Consider the following 6,058-nt stretch of genomic DNA (forward strand, 5'->3'; position numbering starts at 1 on the left):
GACCGGGTTTTCGTGCTCCCCGACGCGAGAAGAACACTAGCCCATCTCCGCCTGAGTTCAAAAACCGGGGTCTCCCACCACGTCGACGTACCGTCATCGTCCGATCACCTTCGGACTGCCTGTCAGGCCCGGATGCCTTGCGCACTAAGGTGTTCCGCGGAAGGAGCACGACATGCGTATCTGGCTGAACGGCGCCCTGCTGGACGACGAGGCGACGGTTTCGCCGCTCGACCACGGGCTGACCACCGGCGACGGTGTGTTCGAGACGATCAAGATCGAGAACGGCCGTCCGTTCGCGGTGACGAGGCATCTGGACCGGCTGGTCCGGTCGGCGGTCGGGCTCGGTCTGCCGGAGCCGGACGTGGCTCAGATCGAGGTCGGCATCGAGACGGTCGTGAAGGCCGATCCGGGCATTCCGTTCGGCCGGCTGCGGATCACGTACACGGGTGGTGTCTCACCGCTGTCGTCCGAACGCGGCACGTCCGGCCCGACCATCCTGGTCGCAACGCAGGCAGTCAAACGCCCGGGCCCGACGTCCGCGATCGTCACGGTCCCCTGGGTCCGCAACGAGCGCAGCGCGGTCGCCGGCCTGAAGACGACGTCGTACGCCGAGAACGTGCGCGCCCTCGCCTACGCGAAGGAACGCGGCGGCAGCGAGGCCATCTTCGCGAACACCATCGGCAACCTCTGCGAAGGCACCGGCTCGAACATCTTCTGCGTGTACGACGGTGAGCTCGTGACGCCGACCTTGGAGTCGGGGGCATTGGCGGGCGTGACGCGTGCGCTTGTCCTCGAGTGGTTCGGCGCGACCGAGCGCGACGTACCGATGGAGCGTCTGTTCGAGGCCGACGAGGTCTTCCTCACGTCCACGACGCGCGACGTACAGGCCATCCAGCGCGTCGACGACCGTGACCTGCCTGCCCCGGGACCGATCACCGCGCAGGTGACCAAGATCTTCGCCGACCGGTCAGCCGACGAGCCGAACCCGTAAGCGCGGCGCATCGACTGCTGGCCGGAGGCCGTGCGGCTTACTCGCCGGAGGCTTTGCGGCGTTCGCGATAGGCGGCGACGTGCAGACGGTTGCCGCAGGTGCGCGCGTCGCAGTACCGCTTCGACCGGTTACGTGACAGATCGATCAACGCGTCGTCACAGTCCGGCGCCTCACAGCGGCGAAGACGCTCGCGTTCGCCGGCCGAGATGACCTGCGCCAGGGCGATCCCGCACTCCACCGTGATCCGGCACGCCAGCGACGCGCCGTCCCGCGAATAATGGATGTGCCACGGGTGCCCGTCGTGATTCGTCAGCCGCGGCGTGGTCGTACCCCGGGCGACGATCGCGTTGATCATCGCCGCCGCCTCGGCATCCGACCCGGTCGTGAAGACAGGCGAGAACAGCGGCCGCAGATCCCTGACCTCGGCCAGGTCCTTGTCCGACAGCGAGTCGACCGCGCTGAACTCCCGCTCGTGGACGAACTTCTCCAACTCCTCGAGCGTTTCCAGCGTGTCGACCTGACTGTTCGGACCCGGCAAGGTGTTCACGAGCCGGACCAGCGTGCCGAGCGCCTGCTCGGTGTCGTGCGAGAAAGTCACAATCACGTCTCCAACGCGACGGGGTCTCCGTCTTGCAGCAAGAGTAGCCCGGCCCGATTAGATCGTCGCTGACTGATGCGCTATGGTTTCACACGCAACACCAGCACCACCCGGGCGATTGGCGCAGTGGTAGCGCGCTTCGTTCACACCGAAGAGGTCACTGGTTCGAACCCAGTATCGCCCACCCCCGGAAAATTGCAGGTCAGAGCGGGAACCCGGCACCAGCCGAGTCCCCGCTCTCGTCGTTTCAGCCCTCGTCAGGCTGCGAACCAGTGCGACGATGATCCAGGGACCGACGGTTCGGACTGCTGCACGATGCGGTGACTACGCCGTGAGGCGATCCGCTTCGGCCAGCAGCAGATCGCCAAAGGGCTGAAAGCCGATACTGCAGGCGTAGACGCCACTGACGACCCGGTGGATGGTTCCCCATTCCCAGATGGCGGTGGCATCCACGCCGGTGCGAGAAGCCAACTGCTCAGTCCGCGCCCACAGGTCATCGCCCAGGTCCGGGTTGCTACGCACGATGGCGCCGAGATCGCACGCCGGTTCGGCCCGCAGCCCGGCTGGATCGATGAGCTTGTAGCTGCCGTCACTCGCCTGCAGGGCGTTCATCTCGTGGATATCACCGTGGACCAGAACCGCGGACCGATCGTCGTGGGCAACGCGACGACGATTCATGCAATCCAACGCGTCCGCCACAGTGGCCGGCGAACACGGTCGCCCCGCCTGCTCCCAGAGTTCCGGCAGCCGATCGGCGTACTGCTCACACAACTTCGCGCCGGTTGGAAGGTCAATGTCGGGACCGATCGGACGCCACAGGCGAACCGCCACTTCGCACAACAAGTTCAGGCGGCTGACAGGGTCGGCCACGATGTCGTACATCGGAGCCCCAAGGCGCTCCAGCAGAAGGGCCTGTCGACCCACGTCTTCGCCCAACAGCTTGGCGCATCCCCCTCCGTTCGCCAGCCGCAACACCATGGCCTCCTGCCCGACGCCCCGACCTGGCACACCGACCTTGAGGACCGCCGGAGTTCCGTCAACCAGCCTCACCTCGACGACCAAGGCGGCGTGACCGCCCGCGAAACTGGACCCGATCATCAGAGACCACTCCTGGGCCAGCGAGTCGACCAGGCCTGGCAGCTCGTCCAGCCAGGATTCGTTCCCGTCGGCTATGACCGTCTTGCGGACCTGGTCGGGAATGTCGAGGCTCACACCGCAAGGCTAGCCAGGCGGCCGGACGGACACATTGGATTATTGATTTGGGGTCGAAGGTTCCTGGGGCAGTGCCGAGTACGTGGGGCCCGAGGGTGGCTGCGTGTTTCTTTTGGGCGAAGGCGTGCGCGCGTACCAGAGAAATCCGTGTTTTCGCTGAGCGGGCGGGTCACCGTGGTTTCACAAGGTTTTCAGGCGGTGTGGTCGATGGTGCCGTGGCCGCCGATTCGGACGATGACCAGGTTGGTCACTGACCAGGACAGGGCTTGGTAGAGGTCGGTGTTCGGGTCGTCCGGGGATTCCAGGCCGTGTGGTCCGGCGGCGGTCTCACAGGCGTCGGCGGCTTCGGTGGTCAGTTCTCGGAAGGCTTCGTCGAAGGTGTCGTCGATCGCCGTACCGTCCGCGTGCAGTTGGCGGGACAGCTGGCTGAAGCGGCCGGCCAGGTCTTGTCTGCCGAGGTGCTGCATGTGGGTCTCGCCGGCGGACAGCAGGTTGGCGAGACGAGTCAGCGCGATCTCGACCGCGGCGGGATCTTCGACCAACTCAACGAGGCGGTAACCGTTCACGACGAAGGTCATGGGCACAACGTGACAGGCCCGCCGGGGAACAGCAAGGACCGCGAGCGCTCGTACCGACTGTCCGGTCGTTGCTCGGTGCATCTATAGGGGCTGCTTCGGTTTGGGGCTGGGTGGTCTGTTCGGGCGGCAGGATGGCGGGATGGGATTGTTCGGGCGACTGGGACGGCAGCGGGGTGCGCGGGAGGTTTGGGCGGAGTGGCAGGAGGCTGATCGGGTCGGGGACTTCGAGGCTGCCGGGCGGTTGGCTCGGGAGATGGTGAAGGTGGCGGGCGGGGAGTTCGGGGCCTGGTTCGAGGCCGGGTTGTACTCGAAGGCTCGGGCCGAGTGGGCGGAATCGGCGCAGCGGAATCAGCGGGCGGTGGAGCTGTTCACGACTGAGGACGCGCGCACGTACGACGGTGTGAATCCGGCCGCGTGGAACCTGGGGATCGCCGCGACGGCGCTCGGTGACTGGGCCACGGCTCGGCGGGCGTGGTCGGCGTACGGGATCGAAGGGATCTCGGAAGGGTCCGAGCCCATCGACGGTGACTACGGATTGACGCCGATCCGGTTGAATCCAGATCGGCCGAGCCTGGCGCATCAGGTTCCGGTGGCGATCGGGAACACCGAGGTGGTGTGGTGCTGGCGGCGCAGCCCGGCGCATGCCGTGATCTCGAGTGTGCCCCTGCCGGACTCCGGTCACCGCTTCCGGGACGTCGTGCTCCACGACGGTGAGCCGAAGGGCCTCCGGCGTCGCGGCGACCACGAGGTGGCGGTCTTCGACCAGCTGGCCCTGCTCGACGAATCGGGGTTGCAGACCTGGCAGGCGCAGGTGCTCGGCGCCGGGCCCGACGACCTGACCGCACTGGCCGATCTCGCCGGACCCAGGGACCTGGGCGTCGACGACTGGTCCGGGATTCGGCTGATGTGCTCGGATTGCTCGCACGGCCTGCCCGACGATGCACACGACCACGAGCCGGCCTCGAACGACGCGGTCCGGCTCGGACTGGCGGGATCCGAGGCGGACCTGAGGGCCTGCCTCGACAGCTGGCTCGCCGACCGGCCGCACCTCACCTTGGCCGAGCTCACGTTCCTCTGGTGAGACGGGCTAGACGAGCCACGTACCGGACCGCATGAGAAGGCGGCCCTTGATCTCGTTGCCCTCGCGCCAGGCCTGGATCGTCGTGGGAGTCGCGCGGATGAACGGGTAGGGAGTGGAGGCCTGGCGGGGGTCGAAGCCTGCCTTGGCGGCGAAGGCGTCGCCCTCGGCGGCGGGGACGGTGGCAAGTTCTTCGGTCGTGGCGATGATGTGGACGACGTCCCGGGTCTGGCCGATGGTCAACTGGACGAGAGGGTTGGCGCGGAGGTTGCGGGCGGTGGGGTTGTTGGCAGCGGTGGACAGCAGGAGAGTTCGGCCGTCCCAGAGGAAGGACAGGGGCATCAGGTACGGCGTGCCGTCGAGCGACGCAGTGGCTACCCAGGCGTCCACGTCCTGGTCGAGGCGGTGGAGTGTGTCCTGCTTGCGTACGGCGAGGGGCCTGGGGGCAGCCATGATGGACTCCTGACGGGTGTCACATGTGGTCGGGTTTTCGCGTCACACCAATTGACGGTGGTCGGACCGGAGTGTGACAGGTGGAGAGGGACATGAGCGAACACGACTGGCTGGCGGAGCGGTTCGAGGAGAACCGGGAACACTTGCGCGTGGTCGCGTACCGGATCCTCGGGTCGCGCGTCGAGGCCGAGGACGCAGTGCAGGAGGCGTGGATCCGGCTGAGCCGATCCGACGCCGACGCGATCGACAACCTGGGCGGCTGGCTCACGACTGTTGTCGGACGCATCTGCCTGGACATGCTGCGGACACGGCGCGGCCGGCCCGAGCAGACGGTCGGCGACCACTCCCCTGCGCTCACGGACGACGACGTACCGGATCCGGAGCTCGAAGCTGTGCAGGCGGACTCGGTCGGGCTCGCTCTGCTCGTCGTACTCGAGACGTTGACGCCGGCCGAGCGGTTGGCGTTCGTGCTGCATGACATGTTCGCGGTGCCGTACGACGACATCGCGCCGATCGTGGGCAAGTCGTCGGAGGCCGCGCGGCAGCTGGCGAGCCGGGCGCGGCGGCGGGTGCAAGGTACGCCGGAACCCGCGGGAGCGGACGCCAACCGGCAGAAGGAGATCGTCGAGGCGTTCCTCGCCGCGTCGCGTGGTGGGGACTTCGATGCGCTGCTCGAGCTGCTTGACCCGGACGTCGTACTGCGTGCCGACGAAACGGTTGTGGCGCGCGGCGCTGGTGCCATGGTGCGGGGCGCTGCGGCTGTCGCGGAGACGTTCTCCGGGCGCGCGCAGGCCGCCGTACTCACGCTGGTCGACGGCAAGGCCGGAGCGGTGTGGAGGCTGCGTGGCGAGCCGGTCGTCGTGTTCTCGTTCACGGTCGCCGACGGCCGGATCACCGGGATCGAACTCCTCGGCAACCCCGACTACCTGCGCGACGTCGACCTCGCGCCGGCCAACGGCTGACGCAGCACCCATCCTGGGGTACGACGGGGTCCTGGAGCGATCCTGGACGCGTGGGACTGGTGTGACGGGAGGGGTGAGATCCACGCTCCGACCATCCACATCGCGACACCCCGGAATCCGGTTTTTGCGTACGCCGAAAGTGCGCTACTGTTCTGCTCTCGCACCGAGCAGGAACACCCCGCCGGA

Annotated in this window: 7 protein-coding genes and 1 tRNA gene; 4 read left to right on the forward strand and 4 right to left on the reverse strand. The window is 67.4% G+C overall.

Going from position 1 to position 6,058, the window contains the following annotated elements:
• The first annotated feature begins 172 nt into the window (after nt 1-172).
• Entirely contained in the window at nt 173-991 is an 819-nt protein-coding gene (locus ACGFH6_RS44550) for an aminotransferase class IV (RefSeq protein WP_393397473.1), read from the forward strand.
• A 37-nt stretch (nt 992-1,028) separates the two neighbouring features.
• Here ACGFH6_RS44550 and ACGFH6_RS44555 read toward each other — a convergent pair whose 3' ends face one another.
• Nucleotides 1,029-1,589 (reverse strand): CGNR zinc finger domain-containing protein, encoded by a 561-nt coding sequence (locus tag ACGFH6_RS44555; RefSeq protein WP_393397476.1) that lies wholly within the window; start codon nt 1,587-1,589, stop codon nt 1,029-1,031.
• Nucleotides 1,590-1,701: 112 nt separating this feature from the next.
• On the opposite strand from ACGFH6_RS44555, the gene ACGFH6_RS44560 reads away from it, so the two are divergent.
• Nucleotides 1,702-1,773, forward strand: a tRNA-Val gene (locus ACGFH6_RS44560).
• 140 nt (nt 1,774-1,913) lie between these two features.
• Here ACGFH6_RS44560 and ACGFH6_RS44565 read toward each other — a convergent pair.
• Complete coding sequence (locus ACGFH6_RS44565; protein WP_393397479.1) at nt 1,914-2,801, reverse strand: aminoglycoside phosphotransferase family protein; 888 nt, start codon at nt 2,799-2,801, stop codon at nt 1,914-1,916.
• Between the two features lie 191 nt (nt 2,802-2,992).
• Entirely contained in the window at nt 2,993-3,379 is a 387-nt protein-coding gene (locus tag ACGFH6_RS44570) for a hypothetical protein (RefSeq protein ID WP_393397482.1), read from the reverse strand.
• A gap of 139 nt (nt 3,380-3,518) precedes the next feature.
• Between ACGFH6_RS44570 and ACGFH6_RS44575 the strand changes: the two genes are divergently transcribed.
• Nucleotides 3,519-4,460: a hypothetical protein gene (locus ACGFH6_RS44575; protein WP_393397485.1), complete on the forward strand. Its 942-nt coding sequence runs from the start codon at nt 3,519-3,521 to the stop codon at nt 4,458-4,460.
• A 6-nt stretch (nt 4,461-4,466) separates the two neighbouring features.
• On the opposite strand, the gene ACGFH6_RS44580 is transcribed toward ACGFH6_RS44575, so the two are convergent.
• Nucleotides 4,467-4,910, reverse strand: a complete 444-nt coding sequence (locus ACGFH6_RS44580; protein ID WP_393397488.1) for a pyridoxamine 5'-phosphate oxidase family protein — start codon at nt 4,908-4,910, stop codon at nt 4,467-4,469.
• 92 nt (nt 4,911-5,002) lie between these two features.
• Between ACGFH6_RS44580 and ACGFH6_RS44585 the strand changes: the two genes are divergently transcribed.
• Entirely contained in the window at nt 5,003-5,872 is an 870-nt protein-coding gene (locus tag ACGFH6_RS44585) for a sigma-70 family RNA polymerase sigma factor (protein ID WP_393397491.1), read from the forward strand.
• Nucleotides 5,873-6,058: the final 186 nt, after the last annotated feature.

The sequence above is a fragment of the Kribbella sp. NPDC049227 genome (assembly GCF_043197265.1).
GTDB lineage: Bacteria > Actinomycetota > Actinomycetes > Propionibacteriales > Kribbellaceae > Kribbella.

What these genes read in the sequence shown, in the direction of transcription:
- ACGFH6_RS44550 (WP_393397473.1), top strand. Translation starts at nt 173, where the DNA reads ATGCGTATCTGGCTGAACGGCGCCCTGCTGGACGACGAGGCGACGGTT.
- ACGFH6_RS44570 (WP_393397482.1), bottom strand. Translation starts at nt 3,379, where the DNA reads ATGACCTTCGTCGTGAACGGTTACCGCCTCGTTGAGTTGGTCGAAGAT.
- ACGFH6_RS44575 (WP_393397485.1), top strand. Translation starts at nt 3,519, where the DNA reads ATGGGATTGTTCGGGCGACTGGGACGGCAGCGGGGTGCGCGGGAGGTT.
- ACGFH6_RS44580 (WP_393397488.1), bottom strand. Translation starts at nt 4,910, where the DNA reads ATGGCTGCCCCCAGGCCCCTCGCCGTACGCAAGCAGGACACACTCCAC.
- ACGFH6_RS44585 (WP_393397491.1), top strand. Translation starts at nt 5,003, where the DNA reads ATGAGCGAACACGACTGGCTGGCGGAGCGGTTCGAGGAGAACCGGGAA.